The organism is Bradyrhizobium manausense, from assembly GCF_001440035.1.
In the GTDB taxonomy this organism is placed as follows: Bacteria; Pseudomonadota; Alphaproteobacteria; order Rhizobiales; family Xanthobacteraceae; genus Bradyrhizobium; species Bradyrhizobium manausense.
Genome location: NZ_LJYG01000079.1, coordinates 1 through 15,405, shown reverse-complemented (window position 1 = coordinate 15,405; position 15,405 = coordinate 1). Strand labels below are relative to the sequence as shown.

Annotated in this window: 13 protein-coding genes; 3 read left to right on the top strand and 10 right to left on the bottom strand. The window is 64.6% G+C overall.

Annotated elements, in window-relative coordinates; translation table 11 throughout:
* Positions 1 to 80 precede the first annotated feature (80 nt).
* The 3 genes from AOQ71_RS17770 to araD all read right to left on the bottom strand — a co-directional run bounded on the left by AOQ71_RS17770 (position 81) and on the right by araD (position 4,181).
* Positions 81 to 1,412, bottom strand: a complete 1,332-nt coding sequence (locus tag AOQ71_RS17770; RefSeq protein WP_057742559.1) for an IS1182 family transposase — start codon at positions 1,410 to 1,412, stop codon at positions 81 to 83.
* 213 nt (positions 1,413 to 1,625) lie between these two features.
* Entirely contained in the window at positions 1,626 to 2,345 is a 720-nt protein-coding gene (locus AOQ71_RS17765; RefSeq protein WP_057748556.1) for a ribonuclease activity regulator RraA, read from the bottom strand.
* A gap of 96 nt (positions 2,346 to 2,441) precedes the next feature.
* Positions 2,442 to 4,181: an L-arabinonate dehydratase gene (gene araD, locus AOQ71_RS17760; protein WP_057748552.1), complete on the bottom strand. Its 1,740-nt coding sequence runs from the start codon at positions 4,179 to 4,181 to the stop codon at positions 2,442 to 2,444.
* 257 nt (positions 4,182 to 4,438) lie between these two features.
* Between araD and AOQ71_RS17755 the strand changes: the two genes are divergently transcribed.
* Positions 4,439 to 4,858 (top strand): response regulator, encoded by a 420-nt coding sequence (locus AOQ71_RS17755; RefSeq protein ID WP_057748550.1) that lies wholly within the window; start codon positions 4,439 to 4,441, stop codon positions 4,856 to 4,858.
* Positions 4,836 to 8,432, top strand: a complete 3,597-nt coding sequence (locus AOQ71_RS17750) for a PAS domain S-box protein (RefSeq protein WP_057748547.1) — start codon at positions 4,836 to 4,838, stop codon at positions 8,430 to 8,432. The genes AOQ71_RS17755 and AOQ71_RS17750 overlap by 23 nt, the downstream gene beginning before the upstream one ends.
* Before the next feature lie 233 nt (positions 8,433 to 8,665).
* Here the strand turns inward: AOQ71_RS17750 and AOQ71_RS17745 are convergent, their stop codons facing one another.
* Positions 8,666 to 9,301, bottom strand: a complete 636-nt coding sequence (locus tag AOQ71_RS17745) for a response regulator transcription factor (RefSeq protein WP_057748544.1) — start codon at positions 9,299 to 9,301, stop codon at positions 8,666 to 8,668.
* 164 nt (positions 9,302 to 9,465) lie between these two features.
* On the opposite strand from AOQ71_RS17745, the gene AOQ71_RS17740 reads away from it, so the two are divergent.
* Positions 9,466 to 9,771 carry a hypothetical protein gene (locus tag AOQ71_RS17740; protein ID WP_057748541.1) on the top strand — a complete coding sequence of 102 codons (306 nt, stop codon included), beginning with the start codon at positions 9,466 to 9,468 and terminating at the stop codon, positions 9,769 to 9,771.
* 7 nt (positions 9,772 to 9,778) lie between these two features.
* Here the strand turns inward: AOQ71_RS17740 and AOQ71_RS17735 are convergent, their stop codons facing one another.
* The 6 genes from AOQ71_RS17735 to AOQ71_RS17710 form a co-directional block, all read right to left on the bottom strand.
* Positions 9,779 to 10,330, bottom strand: a complete 552-nt coding sequence (locus tag AOQ71_RS17735) for a response regulator (protein ID WP_057748538.1) — start codon at positions 10,328 to 10,330, stop codon at positions 9,779 to 9,781.
* A 142-nt stretch (positions 10,331 to 10,472) separates the two neighbouring features.
* Complete coding sequence (locus AOQ71_RS17730) at positions 10,473 to 10,790, bottom strand: hypothetical protein (protein ID WP_057748535.1); 318 nt, start codon at positions 10,788 to 10,790, stop codon at positions 10,473 to 10,475.
* 2 nt (positions 10,791 to 10,792) lie between these two features.
* On the bottom strand, positions 10,793 to 11,674 hold the full coding sequence (locus AOQ71_RS17725) for a CheR family methyltransferase (RefSeq protein ID WP_057748531.1): 882 nt from the start codon (positions 11,672 to 11,674) through the stop codon (positions 10,793 to 10,795).
* A 34-nt stretch (positions 11,675 to 11,708) separates the two neighbouring features.
* On the bottom strand, positions 11,709 to 12,098 hold the full coding sequence (locus AOQ71_RS17720) for a response regulator (RefSeq protein WP_057748528.1): 390 nt from the start codon (positions 12,096 to 12,098) through the stop codon (positions 11,709 to 11,711).
* A 35-nt stretch (positions 12,099 to 12,133) separates the two neighbouring features.
* Positions 12,134 to 12,607 (bottom strand): chemotaxis protein CheW, encoded by a 474-nt coding sequence (locus AOQ71_RS17715; RefSeq protein ID WP_057748524.1) that lies wholly within the window; start codon positions 12,605 to 12,607, stop codon positions 12,134 to 12,136.
* 23 nt (positions 12,608 to 12,630) lie between these two features.
* A partial coding sequence (locus tag AOQ71_RS17710) for a hybrid sensor histidine kinase/response regulator (RefSeq protein WP_063958242.1) occupies positions 12,631 to 15,405 on the bottom strand: 2,775 nt, incomplete at its 5' end.

The following is a 15,405-nucleotide window of genomic DNA, read 5'->3' as shown; positions in this document are numbered from 1 at the left end:
TTCGATATTAAAGAGTGGGTAGCGCCCGCGCTGATGTCGGGGGCCGTCGATGTCGAACCGCCGGGGGATGGCTGTGCTGTCTATGCTTTTGCCAGTTGGTGTCCTTGCAGGATGTTGTTGGTGAGGGCGTACCAGAGCACGACGGCACGGACCTTCTCGATGCCGCGCACGGTCAATTGCCTGAGGTCCCAGTTCCGCCACCGGGCATGGATGCATTCGCAGATCGTGCGGGCTTTGTACTGTGCCTTGCCGGCTTCGCTGGCCATGCGGGCCCGCCAGGCCGCGACGCCAGGACCGTCGCTGCTCCGAGGTAAAAAGGGATCGACACCGCTCCTGGAGTTGGGCGGAGGACAGTAGACCTCGACGCCTTCACCGTGCGCCCATTCGATGTCCTCGCCGCTGCAGAACCCGCCATCGGCGAGGTAGCGACGCGGCAAGCGCTTCAGCCGAGTGCGCGTTCGCTCCAGCATCGGCCGCATCAAGCCGCGATCTGATCCGTTGTTGTCGATGTCGACCGTGACCACGATCAGTTCGCCGGCCGCGCTGGCCACCTGCACATTGTAGGCGGGGCGGAAGCCGGCATCTGCCATCTTCATCACCCTTGCCTGCGGGTCGGTGGTGGAGGCCCGGGGCTCCTTCGGCTTTTTGCCATTGCCGCCTTTTTCGTCGAGTTGCTTGCGCTTCCGCTTGATCTCGTCCAAAGCCCTCTGCGCAGCCTGCACCCGCTCACTGCGTTCGCGTGCCGCGCGCTCTCTGGCCGCCCTGATACGCCGGCTGCTGGCTTCCGGATCCGCATCGACCTCGCGCTTGAGCTCTTCCACCACAGCCTTCGCTTGGGCCATCTGCCGGCCGAGCGTTGCCTCCCGCCGGAACGAGCCGGCCCCCGCATTCGCCCGTATCCGCACCCCGTCCTGGGTCAGCTTCTCCAGATCAATCAGCCCTGCCTCATTCAGAGCCACCAGATGTTCGACCAGCAAACGGTCCAGCAGGTCCGCGCAGCCGACCCGGAAATCCGACAGTGTGTGATAGTTCAAAGACACGCCGCCGCAGAGCCAGCGGTAGACGTCGTGACTGTCGCAGAGCCGATCCAACGCCCGCGCGCTGCCAACGCCATCGCTCGTGGCGTACAGCCAAAGCGCCAGCAGCAGCCGGGGTGATGGCGCCGGATGGCCCGGCCTGTTTTCCCGTGCCTTAACCCGATCTTCCAGCTCGCTCAGGTCGAGCCCCTCGACATAAGCCCAGATCACCCGGGCCAGATGATCCTGCCCGATCAGGCTGTCGATATCGACCGCCCGCAATTCGACCTGATTGCGCACGGGCTCGCGCAGCCGAGGTGCACCCCGCGGCACCGCTTCGGTTCGTGGCGCCGACTGATCCGGCAATTCGCCAAAAAGTCCCTCGTCAGCCATCATCCTCTCCAGCAGATCAGTCTGCCTAGAGAATCACATTCGCCCGACACGCGGTACAAAAGATTCACAGTCTCGTAGGGTGGGCAAAGGCGCGTAGCGCCGTGCCCACCATCTCTAAATAATTGAGACGAGGTGGGCACGCTTCGCTTTGCCCACCCTACGGCAGCTCGGATTGAGGGGCTTCCCCTCCCCCCGCACGCGGGAGAGGCGAAGAAATCAGCGTCCGTTCTTCTTCCGCCATGCCGCGAAGTCGGTCAGCGTCTGCGGATCGGTCGCGGGATAGAGGCCGAAAATGCCGCGGCCCTTGCCGACTTCCTCGGTGACGAAATCCTCGAACGCGGTCATCTCGAAGGTTTCGTTGGCGATCTCGTCGGCGAGATGCGCGGGGATCACGATGACGCCGTCGGCATCGCCGAGGATGACGTCGCCGGGAAACACCGGCGCATCGCCGCAGCCGATGGGAACGTTGATCTCGATCGCCTGGTGCAGCGTCAGATTGGTCGGCGCTGACGGGCGATGGTGATAGGCGGGGATGCCGAGTTTGGCAATTTCGGCGGAATCGCGAAAACCGCCATCAGTGACGACGCCAGCGACGCCGCGCTTCATCAAACGCGTCACCAGGATCGCGCCGGCCGACGCCGCCCGCGCATCCTTGCGGCTGTCCATCACCAGCACGGCGCCCGGCGGGCAATCCTCGACCGCCTTGCGCTGCGGATGGGAGCGATCCTTGAACACCTCGATGGTATTGAGGTCCTCGCGCGCCGGCATGTAGCGCAGCGTGAAGGCCTCACCGACCATGGTCGGCTTGTCAGGGCCGACGGGATGCACGTCCTGGATCATCTGGATGCGCAGGCCGCGCTTGAACAGCGCGGTGGCGACGGTGGCGGTGGAGACGGATTTGAGCTTGCTGCGGGTGGCTTCGGACAGTTTGGACATGGGCGTGCTCTCTCTGATCGTCATTCCGGGACGGCGAAGCCGAACCCGGAATCTCGAGGTTCCGGGGTCGCTTCGCGCCCCGGAACGAGGGTCAACCTAATAAATCGACGGCTCGCCGACCGGCGCGCCGAAATCGGTCTCGAGGAAGTCGAAGTCGCAGCCCTCATTGGCCTGCTTGATGTGCTTGGTGAACATCCAGCCATAGCCGCGCTCGAAGCGGCGCTCCGGCTGCTTCCAGGCAGCGCGGCGTTTTGCCAGCTCGGCTTCTGATACATCGAGATTGATGGTGCGCGCGGCGACGTCAAGCGTGATGCGGTCGCCGTTCTGCACCAGCGCCAGCGGGCCGCCGATATAGGATTCCGGCGAGACGTGCAGGATGCAGGCGCCGTAGCTGGTGCCGCTCATGCGCGCATCCGAGATGCGCACCATGTCGCGCACGCCCTGCTTCACCAGCTTGGTCGGGATCGGCAGCATGCCCCATTCCGGCATGCCCGGCCCGCCTTGCGGCCCCGCATTGCGCAGGATCAGGATGTGATCTTCGGTCACGTCGAGATTGGGATCGTCGACCGCCTTCTTCATCGCCGGATAATCGTCGAACACCAGCGCCGGGCCCGTATGCTTGAGGAAGCGCGGCGCGCAGGCGCTCGGCTTGATGACGCAGCCGTCGGGCGCGAGATTGCCCTTGAGCACCGCAAGCGCGCCCTCCTGGTAGATGGGATTGGCGACCGAGCGGATCACGTCGGCATTGTGCACCTCGGCACCGTCGATGTTCTCGCCCAGGGTCTTGCCGGTGACGGTGATGCAATCGAGATGCAGATGCTGCTTGATCTGGCCCATCAACGCCGGCAGGCCGCCGGCATAGAAGAAGTCTTCCATCAGATAGGTATCGCCGCTCGGGCGGACGTTGGCGATGACTGGCACCTTGCGGCTCGCGATCTCGAAATCGTCGAGGCCGATATCCTGGCCGGCGCGGCGGGCCTGGGCGATCAGATGGATGATCGCGTTGGTCGAGCAGCCCATCGCCATCGCCACCGCAATGGCGTTCTCGAACGCCTTGCGGGTCTGGATCGCCTTCGGCGTCAGGTCCTCCCACACCATCTCGACGATGCGGCGGCCGCACTCAGAGGCCATCCGGATATGGTTGGCATCGGCCGCCGGAATCGAGGAGGCGCCCGGCAGCGTCATGCCGATCGCTTCGGCGATCGCCGTCATGGTCGAGGCTGTGCCCATTGTCATGCAGGTGCCGTAGCTGCGGGCGATGCCGGCTTCGATGTCGAGCCAGTCCTTGTCGGAGATCTTTCCGGCACGCCGTTCGTCCCAATATTTCCAGCCGTCGGAGCCGGAGCCCAGCGTCTTGCCCTTCCAGTTGCCGCGCAGCATCGGGCCGGCCGGCAAGTAGATCGCCGGGATGTTCATCGAGGTCGCGCCCAGCAGCAGTGCCGGCGTGGTCTTGTCACAGCCGCCCATCAACACCACGCCATCAACCGGATGGCTGCGCAGCAGCTCCTCCGCTTCCATCGCCAGCAGATTGCGATAGAGCATGGTGGTCGGCTTCAGCAGCGATTCCGACAGCGACAGCGCCGGCAATTCCACCGGCAGGCCGCCGGCCATCAGGATGCCGCGCTTGACGTCGTCGACGCGCGACTTGAAGTGCATGTGGCAGGGCTGCGCCTCCGACCAGGTGTTGATGATCGCGATGCACGGCCGATCCTTCCACTCCTCCGGGGCGTAGCCCATCTGCATGGCCCGGGAACGGTGACCGAACGAGCGAAGGTCGTCAGGTGCAAACCAGCGCGCGCTGCGGAGCTGGTCGGGTGTTTTCTTCTTGTTACTCACTTGCCTTCTCCGTCAGGGAATCCGCCCCGCTCTTCTCATGGGATGTTCACGACCCGCAAGGCACGGGACAACCGGTTTTTACCTGATATGCACGCAAACGTGCTTAGATCCAAGGTGCGCCGCAATATTGGGCGGCTGATCTCAACGAGGCCCCGAAGTGCTTGCAGGCAGATGGGAATCCGCGCAACAATTTCGCATTTGGAGCTTTGGTCTGGGTCGTAGGGAGCATCCGATCCGACCCCCCGGAGGGTTTCAGAGTGGCCAACATCCTGATCGTGGATGACGATCCGGCGGCTCAGCTGACAATCCGGCTGCTGTTGGAGCGGGCCGGCCACCATGTGACCGTCGCCGGCGACGGCCGCAAAGGGCTCGCTTTGTTCGCGATCAACGCGTTCGACCTGTTGTTCCTCGACATCTACATGCCGGGCATGGACGGGCTGGAGACGATGCGCCACGTCCGGGCCCTGAGACCTGCCATTCCGATCATCGTCATTTCCGGCCGCTCGATCACGCCTGACTGCTATGCCGAGCCGGATTTCCTGAAGATGGCGACCAAGCTTGGCGCCGTCGCGAGTCTGCAGAAGCCGTTCCGGGCCGACGCGCTGCTGGCAGCGGTCGACAATTGCCTGAAGGCGGGCGAGTCGGAGGGGCCCGATGTCAATGCCAGCCGCCGGTGATAGGAGCATCTCCGCCGCTAAAAGCCAGAGCAGGCGCGATCGTCCAGGGAGTCCCGTAGGAATTCCCATGACGCTCGCAACACGACTGGCCGTGGCGATGATTCTGCTGGTGGCGGTTACGGTGGCGGCGGTCGGTTGGCTGGGCTACCGCAACATCACCCAGGCCGTCATTCCCCGCGTCCTGGAGCGGGTCGAAGCGCAGTCGCGCCTGCTCGCCAATAATCTTGAATCCTATGTTGCCGGAGCCCGCGGCGATTTGGTCGGCTACCGCTCCGCCGCGGCTATCAACGGTCTGATCCGTGCTCACGCCGGTGGGGGAATTGACCCTGATGACGGCGTGTCCGAGCAAACCTGGCGCGATCGGATCGCGACACGGCTCGCAGCCGAAATCGAGGCCAAACCCAGCTACGCGCAGTTTCGAATCATCGGTCTTGACGACGATCAGCGTGAGCTGGTTCGCGTCGATCGCTCCGGCCCGAACGGAACGGCGCGGATCATCCCCAACAGCGAGTTGGAGCGCAAGAGCGAGCGAGCCTACTTTCAGGAAACGATCCGGCTCGCGCCGGGCGAGATTTATGTTTCGCCAATCGAGCTGGCGACCCACCGCGGCGGCACCACAGACTTGCACACGCCAACTCTCCGGGTCGGGACGCCGCTGTTCACACCCGACGGCAAGCCGTTCGGCATCATCATCGCCAATATCGACATGCGTCCGCCGCTCGACCGCATCCGCTCGACAACGAGCTCAGGCGGGGAGATTTACGTCGTGGACGCGCGCGGCGACTATCTCGTTCATCCCGATCGCGCACGAGAATTCGGTTCATTGCGTGGCCACTCTACCAACTGGCGCGATGACTTTCCCTATTTTGCAGCCTTGGTCGGCACGCGGGATGTGTCCACGCAGCTCAGCACCGATGCGGCCGGCCGGCCGAGTGGCGCGGCAATGGCGCCGGCGCTGCTCGCGAATGCGGATTGGGTTGGGATCATCGAGACGATTCCTCCGGCCGTCTTCGGCCGCGTGCCGGCCGCGATTCAAAAGACGTCCTTGCTGGTCGGCATGCTTGCGGTCTTCGCCGCAGCTTTGCTCGCGGTGCTGCTCGCACGCTCATTGACGCGCCCGATCACCCGCCTGACCAGGGCCGTGGAGGCTATCGGCAACGGACAGCCAGCGGACATTCCGGTCGACGCGAGCGGCGAGACCGGCGCGCTGGCGCGGGCTTTTGCCCGGATGGTCGAGGAAACGCGCGCGAAAGCAGCCGCTCTCGAACGCGAGGTCCAGGAGCATCGCCGCACCGAGGCCGCACGAAGCCATCATGCGACGCGCGAGCTCTTGTTCAGCGCCGCCGTGGAATCGTCCGACGATGCGATCGTGATGCAATCGCTCGATGCCATCATCACCGGCTGGAATCCCGCCGCCGAACGGCTCTATGGATATTCCGCCAGTGAAGCGATCGGGAAGTCCACCTCGATCATTGTCCCGCCCGACCGCCGCGAGCAGGGCAAGGACTATCTGGCGCGGATCTCGAGGGGCGAGACTGTCGAACGCTTCGAGACGGTCCGGCTGCGCAAGGACGGCACCCCGGTCGAGATATCGCTCGGCCTGTCGCCGATCAGGGGGCCGTCGGGCGAGATCATCGGCGCCTCCGGATCCGCGCGCAGTCTGACCGAAGCGCGGCGGGCAGAGCGGGTACTGCAGCAGCAGCTGGAGGAGCGGCGGCAGCTGTTCGACACCTCGCAGGATCTGATCATGATCATAAACTCGCGCGGCCATATCGCGCAGATCAGCCCGAGCAGCGAGACCATCCTCGGCTATCGCCCCGAGGAGATGATCGGACGCAGCGGTGAGGATTTCATCCATCCCGCCCATCTCGAGCGATCCCGCGAGGAGATGCGCGAGCTTCGGCGCGGCGGGCATCCGAAGATCGCCGACACGCGCTGCTTCCACAAGGACGGCCGCGAGGTCTGGCTGTCCTGGCTCGGCAACTGGTCGGATCCGGCCAAGCGCTTCTTCTTTGTCGGACGCGACATGTCCGAGGCACGGCTGGCCGCGGAATCCCTGCGTGACAGCGAGCAGCTTGCGCGCAACATCGTGGAGACCGCGCTCGACGCCTTTGTCCAGAACGACGAACACGGCACCATCCTGAACTGGAGCTCGCGGGCCGAGGAGCTGTTCGGTTGGCGGCGGGACGAGGCGCTCGGCAAGAACGCGCTCGACCTGATCATCGCCGAGAGCGAGCGCGAGAGGGTAAGGGCCGGCATTGCAAGCTTCCTGCAACCCGCCGACGGACAGACGATCAACCGCCGCCGCGAACTGATGGTCCGACGCCGCGATGGCAAGGAGTTCACGGCCGAGCTCAGCGTCACGGCGCTCAGGCGCCGCGAGGGCATGCTGTTCAACGGGTTCTACCGCGACCTCACCGACAAGATCGCCTCCGAGGAGCGGATCCGTCATGCCGAGAAGATGGAGGCGGTCGGCCAGCTCACCGGCGGCGTGGCGCACGATTTCAACAACATCCTCACCGTCGTCACCGGCACCATCGAAATCCTGGCCGACGCGGTGGCCAAGGATCCCAGGCTTGCCGCGATCACGAAGATGATCGACGAGGCTGCCGGACGCGGCGCCGAGCTGACCCAGCACCTGCTCGCCTTTGCCCGCAAGCAGCCGTTGCAGCCGCGCGAGATCGACATCAATTCGCTGATCATCGACACAGCAAAGCTGCTGCGGCCGACGCTGGGCGAGCAGATCCAGATCGAATCCGTGTTCGAGGACGAGAGCTGCGTCGCAATCGTCGATCCGAACCAGCTCACCACGGCCATCCTCAATCTCGCGCTCAACGCGCGTGACGCGATGCCCGGTGGCGGCAAGCTGATCGTGGAAACGGGCGCCGCCTATCTCGACGAGGCCTATGCCAGCGCCAATGATGCCTCGCCCGGTCACTACGTGCTGATCGCGGTGAGCGATACCGGGACCGGCATTCCGTCCCACATGCTGGCGCGCGTATTTGACCCCTTCTTCACCTCGAAGGGGCCGGGCAGGGGCACCGGCCTCGGCCTCTCCATGGTCTACGGCTTCATCAAGCAGTCCGCGGGCCACATCAAGATCTACAGCGAGGAAGGCCACGGCACGACGATCAAGATGTACCTGCCGCCGGGCAAGACACCTGCGGTGGTTGCCGAAGGCGTGACTCCGGTTACGATCGAGGGCGGGCACGAGACCATCCTGGTGGTCGAGGACGACCGGCTGGTGCGCGCCTATGTGCTGGCCCAATTGCATTCGCTGGGCTACGTCACCCTGCAGGCCGCCAATGCCGCCGAGGCACTCGCGATCGTTGCCAGCGACACGCCGTTCGATCTGCTGTTCACCGACGTGATCATGCCCGGCAACATGAACGGACGGCAGCTTGCCGACGAGGTGCTGAAGACGCGGCCCGATCTCAAGGTGGTTTACACGTCAGGCTATACCGAGAACGCGATCATCCATCACGGCCGGCTGGATTCGGGGGTGCTGCTGCTAGCCAAACCCTATCGCAAATCCGACCTGGCGCGGATCATCCGCAGGGCGCTGAGCGGCTGAGGCGACTGTCCGTAGGCGGGATGAAGCGCAGCGAAATCCGGACAGTGTTGCGGCTTGCACGAGCCTGAACTTAGCGGGGTCGCGAGCTCTCGTAGGTGGGCAAAGGCGCACTTGCGCCGTGCCCACGATCTCTTGCTACATCACGTAAAAATCGTGGGCACGCCTCCGCCGTCGCACTTCGAGCTATGGCGGACAAGTCGCTTTGCCCGCCCTACGGCATCTCACATATAACGCTACGATGCGCGCTGGGCTGCGGTCATCACGATGCGGATCAGGTCGGCGGCATTGCGGGCGCCGAGCTTCTTCATGATGTTGGCGCGGTGATCCTCGATGGTGCGCGGGCTGATGCCGAGCGTGCGGCCGGCTTCCTTGTTGGACGCACCGGCGGCGAATTGCTCGAGCACTTCGCGCTCCCTGCGGGTCAGCGGCTCGCGGCCGGGGAAATGCAGTGAGCCGAATTTCGGCGAGGCGTTCTCTGCCTGCCTGCGTGCATAAGCGCCGATCGCCTCATCCAGCCGGCCGACGATCTCGCTGCCTCGGAACGGCTTCTCGATGAAGTCCAGCGCGCCGCTCTTGATCGCGCCCACCGCCATCGCGATGTCGCCCTGCCCGGAGATCATGAAGATCGGCGCCGGATAGTCCTCGCCGTGCAGCTCCTTCAGAATATCGAGGCCCGACTTTCCGGGAATGTGCACGTCGAGCAGGATCGCAGCCGGTGTCCGGTTTCGCGCGACGGACAGCAGGGCCGCACCGTCCGCAAAACAGATCACCTCATAGCCCGCCGCCTTCAACACCATCGACAAGGTGTCGCGAACAGCAGGGTCGTCATCGACCACGAAGATCTCACCACGGGAGGTTTGTTCGACCATGTGCCATGTCCATTCGCCAAGCCACGCCGGCATTCAAGGACCCGCGTCCGCGCCTGATGTTTACGGCTTTGGGCGCAGATTCAGCCCACCCGCATTTGTACGGGACATGAACTTAACGCACAAGTAGCGCCGAGGTGCCTTATTGCGGGTGACGGAGAATATCCATGCTAAAATACGCCGGCACACCCCCGCTCGCCGCAATGGCTGAAACGGACAGCCGTCAGTTGATCGCGGCGGAAATTCGCTCCCTGATCGCGCGCATCGAGATCGGCATGCGCCTGATCGACGCCGCCATGTCCTCGGGAGATATGGAGCCGGAGGACGATAGCGCCGATTTGGGTTCCAGCGAGATCGTCGTGCTCGACGATGTGACGCCCCGTTTTGCCACGGCGAGCGCCGCCCTCAATGCGTGCCGGGCGGAGCTCGGTCACGCCTTGGAATTGCTGTCGGAATCCGGCAATCCTGCCTAGATGGCAGTCAGAGCGGCCGATTTGCCGCAGCCGACTGCATGGCGGCTCCGCGCCTTTGGGCGCGGTGCCGTTCCACGATTGCGTCGCTCGCAACGCCGCCCCAGGTATGGATCGTCGGCAGCCCCATCGCGGTCTTGCCGAGATTGGCGAGGCTGATGCGTAATGCGGCAAGATCCAGCGGCTTCGGCAGGCTCTGAAGCTCGATCCCGACGGAACGGGCGAGGCTGCGAGCGGCGCTGCGGCGCTTGCCGTCCATGCCGCTGATCATGATCACCGAGCCGGTGAATTTGGCCGCCGCCATCTCGCGCAGCACGTCGATCCCGTCACCATCCTCCAGCACGAGGTCGAGCGTCACGCAGTCGAAGCGCGCGGTACGCAGCTTTTCGATGGCTTCCGCAACCGACGGCGCAACGGCCACTTCATGGCCGGCCTGCTTGGCGGCGACCGTGATCAGACTGCGCTGCGTGGCGTCGTCATCGACCACCAGGAGCTGAAGCGCGCGCCGCTCGGCGACGTCGGGCAGGTTTGACGGGATGGGAGAGAGGGAGCTTCTTGGCATGTCCGGACCCTGAAATTGCGACCTGTCATGGATACAGGGTCCGCGCTTAAGCGACGTAAAGCCGGGACGGCGAATTCGGTCGGATGTTTTCAGAAAATGTGAGGCAACACGTCAGGAAAGGGCCGCAAAGAGCGCGTGGCGATCACGCCACTGCGTCATGGCCGTTGGCCGCGCCGCGCTTCTTGCGGTTCTTGCCGCGCAGAAACTGGATGTCCATCTCGGCGCCGTTGACGCGCACCAGCTCGCAGCGACGGTAGGCAAGGCCGGTCGACGACAGCAGCAGGAAGAACTCCTTCAGATTCAATCCCTGGATCGAGCCTTCAACCGTGAGGATGGCATCGGTGTCGGAAATTGCATTGAGCGTACAGTCGCGCCGCCACGTGCCGTCGATGGCCATGATGCAGACATCATAACCACGACTGAATGTGACCCGCTCTACGCCCTTGCCATCCTCGGCCATGCCTATCGTCCTGCCATTGCCGCCACGCGCGGCGCTGCGACACCGTCGACCGCCGGCTTTGCCGCAGCAGTGCGCGGATCGTTCGGTCGGTAGAGGCCGCGGCGATCGGCGAGCGGCCTGAACGTATCGGTCAACCCGACCACGGTCTCCGCCGCGCCGAGCACCAGGAAGCCGTCGGGCTCGATCTGTCGGGCAAGGCGGTTGAAGATGTTGATCTTGGTTTCCTGATCGAAATAGATCAGGACGTTGCGGCAGAAGATGACGTCGAACGTGCCGAGGTGAGAGAAATCCTGCAGCAGATTGAGCTGGCGGTGCTGGATCATCGCCCGCAGCTCGGGATTGATCTGCCAGGTCTCGCCGGTCTGCTTGAAATGTTTCATCAGCATCTGGATCGGCAGGCCGCGCTGCACCTCGAACTGGCTGTAGACGCCTGCTTTGGCCTTCTCCAGCACCTCCTGCGAGAGGTCGGTCGCGATGATCTCGACGCGCCAGCCGGTCAGTGCCGCGCCCATTTCCTTCAGGGTCATGGCGAGCGAATAGGGCTCCTGCCCGGTCGAGCCTGCGGCGCACCAGATCCGCACGCTGCGGCGAGCCGCGCGGGCTTTGAGGACCTCGGGCATGATGGTGTCGCGGAAATGGTCGAACGGAACCTTGTCGCGAAAGAAGAAGGTCTCGTTCGTGGTCATGGCTTCGACCACGCTTGTGATCAGCGCGCTCGAGCCGCCTTGCAGCTTCTGCACGAGCTCGGGGATACCGGACAGGCCCGCCTTGCGCGCCAGCGGCAACAGGCGGCTTTCGAGCAGATATTGCTTGTCCGCGGACAGGTCGAGGCCGGAGCGCTCTTTCAGCAGCTTACGCAGATACTCGTAGTCGGGCGAGTTCACAGGATACCTCTTGACGCTACTAACCAGTGGATTTTCAGGCTGCCGTTTCTTCTTCGCGCGCGACCAGTCCGACCTCCTGGAACTTCGCCAACACGATTTCCTTGTCGAACGGCTTCATGATGTATTCGTTGGCGCCGCCGCCCATCGCCTTGGTGATGTGGTCGATGCCGTTCTCGGTGGTGCAGAACACGACCTTGGGCTCGTCGCCGCCGGGCATGCGGCGTAGCGTGCCCAGGAACTGGAAGCCGTCCATGACGGGCATATTCCAGTCCAGCAGGACGGCTTCCGGCATGGCCTTCTTGCAATGGACCAGCGCCTCGACGCCGTCTTCCGCCTCAATGACTTGGAAGCCCAGCGCTTCGACGATGCGGCGCGCGACCTTGCGTACGATGCTGGAATCGTCAACCACCAAACAGGTCTTCATCTTGGATCTCCGGCTCACATCTCTTTCGTGAATGTTCAGGCAGCCATTTGCACTTTGGTTTCGAGCTCGAGGACGCGATCGACGTCGAGGACGACCATGAGCTGGCCGTCGAGACGGTGGACGCCGCCGGCGAGCTTGGCCATGCGGGGGTCGAGGTTGACGGGGTTCTCTTCCTTGCCGTCCTCGGGCAGGCGCAGCACCTCGCCGATCTGGTCGATCAAGAGGCCATAGGATTCGCCGCGCAGATCGACGCCGACCGCCATCGCCGTCTTGCCGTCCTCGTCCCTCGGCAGGCCGAGACGGGCGCGCATGTCGACCACGGTGACGATGCGGCCGCGCAGGTTCAGCACGCCCGAGATCTCGCGCGAGGACAAGGGAACGCGGGTGACGCGCTCGGGCATGAACACGTCCTGGACGCGGGAGATCGGCAGGCCGAACAGCTGGCCGCCGATCATCGCGGTGACGTATTCGACCATGGCGCCTTCGCCAATTTGCGTCTTCTTGCTCATTTCGGTGTCTCCTGGTCCCTGCCCTATGCCGCGGCCCGGCTCAGCTCGGAGGCGCCGGCGGCGCCCGCGGTCTGCTCCTTCAGCGCCGCGATCAGGCCGGGACGGTCGAACTTGGCGACATAGTCGTGGAAGCCGGCCTGACGGCCGCGCTCGATCGCGGCCGGCGACACCAGGGCGGACAGGCCGATGATCGGCATCGAGCCCAGATTGCTGTCGGAGCGGATCACTTCGGCGAACTCGAACCCGTTCATGTCGGGCATCTCGATGTCGGTCAGGACCACGTCGAAGCTCTGCGCACGCAGGGCAGCCAGGCCCTCCTGCGCGGTCGGCGCGGTGCGGACGCGGTAGCCGGCGGCCTTCAGCACCGGGGCCAGCATGTTGCGGAAGAAGGCACTGTCGTCGACCAGCAGCACCGACTGCGAATGCATCGACGGCTTCATCTCCTTGCGGGTGAACCAGTCGGCGAACGCCATGGGCAGGAAGTGGCCGACGTCGATCACCTCGGTGGCCTGGCCCTTGATCACGGCCGAGCCGAGGATGCCGGAAGCCGAGCCGCCGACCTCGATGTTGAGGCGCTCCTCGACGATGTCGATGATCTCGTCGACGACGAGGCCCATGGAGCGGCCGTCATCGGCGAACACCAGGATCGGCTGGGCGCCCTGGGAGGCGATGGTGACGCCGTCCATGGAGACGAGCGGCATCAGCTGCTCGCGGTACTGCACCATGTAGCGGCCGTTACTGAACTCGATCTTGTCGGCCGGGAGCTCTTCCAGGCGGGTGACGAGACCGAGCGGGACCGCCTTGGGCTGCGACGAGCCGGCGCGGAACACCAGCAGCGAGGTGGTCTGCTCGCCCGAGCCGATGTGATGGGCGCTGTTGTCGTCGGCCATGTCATGGGCCGAGGAGCCGGCGGCGCCGAGCGCCTTGGCAATGCCGTTGGGGTCGATGATCATGATGACAGCGCCATCGCCCAAAATGGTGTTGCCGGAGAACATGTCGATGTGACGCAGCTTGGTCGACATCGGCTTGACCACGATTTCTTCGGTGTGGAACACGCCGTCGACGACGATGCCGAAGGTCTGGCTGCCGACTTGCGTGACCACGATGAAGCCGTTCTCGGGATCGCTGGCCGCGCCGTCGTCGATCTTCAAGAGCTTCTTCAGGTGGATCAGCGGCAACAGCTTGTTGCGCAGGCGCAGCACCGCGGTGTCCTTGATGCGCTCGATGCGGTGCTCCGAGTTGGCGCGGGCCCGGACCAGCTCGACCACCGAGAGCTGCGGGATCGCAAAGCGGTCGCCGGCGGCTTCCACGATCAGGGCGGAGACGATCGCCAGCGTCAGCGGGATCTTGATGGTGACGGAGGAGCCTTCACCGGCCACCGACTTGATGTCGATGGTGCCGCCGATCTGGTCGATATTGGTGCGGACCACGTCCATGCCGACGCCGCGGCCCGAGACCGAGGTGATGGCGGCCGCGGTTGAGAAGCCCGGCGCGAAGATGAACTTGTGGATCTGGGCTTCGCTCATCTTCTCCAGCTCGGCCTCGGTGACGAGACCTGAAGAGAGCGCCTTGGCCTTGATCTTCTCGGTGTTGAGGCCACGGCCGTTGTCGGCGATGCAGATGATGATGTGGCCGCCCTCGTGATAGGCGGACAGGCGGATGGTGCCCTGCTCGCCCTTGCCGGCAGCGAGCCGCTCGGCGGGGGTTTCCAGGCCGTGATCGGCGGAGTTGCGCACCATGTGGGTGAGCGGGTCCTTGATCAGATCGAGCACCTGGCGGTCGAGCTCGGTGTCGGCGCCGTGCATCTCCAGCTCGATCTGCTTGCCGAGTTCGCTCGAGAGGTCGCGGACGATGCGGGGCAGCTTCTGCCAGGCATTGCCGATCGGCTGCATGCGCGTCTTCATGACGCCTTCCTGCAGCTCGGCGGTGACGTTGGAGAGGCGCTGCAACGGCACCTTGAACTCGGTGTCCTCGTTGCGGCGGGAGATCTCCAGCAGCTGGTTGCGGGTCAGCACCAGCTCGGAGACCATGGTCATCAGATGCTCCAGCGTATCCACGTTGACGCGGATCGACTGGTTGGCGATGCGCTCGCCCTCGCTCGCACTCTCGTCGGCCATCGACTTCTTCGGCGCGGCCTTCTCCTTGGGCGCCCTGGTGTCCTTCGGCGCTTCGGCGGCAGGAGCTGGCTCGGCCTTCGCTTCGGCCTTCACTTCGGCCTTGGCAACGGGCGCGGGCACCGGCGCTTCGATCGCGGTCTCGCGGAAGGCGCGCTCGAGCTCGTCGAGCGAGACCTCGCCCGGACGGAGCGGACGCTCCAGCGTCTGGTCGACCAGCGAGCCCGTGGTCATCTCCTTGGCGGGTGCGGGCGCAGCAGCAGGCGGCGCTTCCGGCACCAGCGGCGGGGCGTCAGCAACGGGAGCGGAGCCGCCAGCCGGCATCGGCTGCGCCGAGCCTGACATCGCGGCCATGCCCTGCTCGACCATCGCTTCCAGCTTGTCGATGAGATCGCGGTCGTTGCCTTCAGGCTCGGCTTCGGTCGCCTCCAAGCCGGCCAGGATCTCCTTGATGCGGTCGATCGAGGACAGGATCACCGTCACGGCCTGGCCGGTCACCGGCATGCCGTCGCGGAATTTGCCCATCAAGGTCTCGCCGGCATGCGCCAGCGCTTCCAGCCGCGGCAACCCGAGGAAGCCGCACGTGCCCTTGATGGTGTGGACCAGGCGGAAGATGTTATCCAGGATCTTGGCGTTGTTCGGCTCCTGCTCGAACTTCACCAGCTGATTGTCGACGGTGTCCAG

Coding starts and splice junctions, on each gene's coding strand:
- AOQ71_RS17770 (WP_057742559.1), bottom strand. CDS start 1,412: ATGATGGCTGACGAGGGACTTTTTGGCGAATTGCCGGATCAGTCGGCG.
- AOQ71_RS17765 (WP_057748556.1), bottom strand. CDS start 2,345: ATGTCCAAACTGTCCGAAGCCACCCGCAGCAAGCTCAAATCCGTCTCC.
- AOQ71_RS17750 (WP_057748547.1), top strand. CDS start 4,836: ATGTCAATGCCAGCCGCCGGTGATAGGAGCATCTCCGCCGCTAAAAGC.
- AOQ71_RS17745 (WP_057748544.1), bottom strand. CDS start 9,301: ATGGTCGAACAAACCTCCCGTGGTGAGATCTTCGTGGTCGATGACGAC.
- AOQ71_RS17740 (WP_057748541.1), top strand. CDS start 9,466: ATGCTAAAATACGCCGGCACACCCCCGCTCGCCGCAATGGCTGAAACG.
- AOQ71_RS17735 (WP_057748538.1), bottom strand. CDS start 10,330: ATGCCAAGAAGCTCCCTCTCTCCCATCCCGTCAAACCTGCCCGACGTC.
- AOQ71_RS17730 (WP_057748535.1), bottom strand. CDS start 10,790: ATGGCCGAGGATGGCAAGGGCGTAGAGCGGGTCACATTCAGTCGTGGT.
- AOQ71_RS17720 (WP_057748528.1), bottom strand. CDS start 12,098: ATGAAGACCTGTTTGGTGGTTGACGATTCCAGCATCGTACGCAAGGTC.
- AOQ71_RS17715 (WP_057748524.1), bottom strand. CDS start 12,607: ATGAGCAAGAAGACGCAAATTGGCGAAGGCGCCATGGTCGAATACGTC.